1 protein-coding gene is annotated in these 374 nt (G+C 69.7%); it reads left to right on the top strand.

The window, feature by feature from the left end; translation table 11 throughout:
• Positions 1-24 precede the first annotated feature (24 nt).
• A partial coding sequence (locus tag AC1DIO_RS35605) for a leucine zipper domain-containing protein (protein ID WP_476854987.1) occupies positions 25-374 on the top strand: 350 nt, incomplete at its 3' end.

The raw sequence follows: 374 nt of genomic DNA, 5'->3' as shown, positions 1-374 counted from the left end.
CGGGCCGGTGCTGAGAGGCTGGGGTTGCGAAGCTCCAACGCCTGCGCCGGAGGTGCCCGGATKAACGTCCATCAGAATGCCCGTTTGACGCCTTGCGGTCGAGCCCTGCTGGCAGAGCGGGTCGAAGGGGGCTGGTCCGTCAAGGCGGCGGCACTGGCGGCGGGCGTCTCGGGGCGCACGGCGCATACCTGGCTTCGCCGGCATCGGCAGGGCGGTGAGCACAGATTTCACGACCGCAGTTCAGCCCCGCATCACTGTCCGCATGCAACGCCTGTGCAGCGTGTTGCCGAGATCGAGGCGCTGAGGCGTCGCCGGCTGAGCGGCCCGCAGATTGCGGCTGCGCTCGGCATGCCGCGCTCAACCGTGGGAGCGAT

Source organism: Allobosea sp. 05T439 (assembly GCF_056396005.1).
The sequence above is the reverse complement of the archived record's forward strand: the minus strand, read 5'-3'. Positions and strand labels throughout refer to the sequence as shown.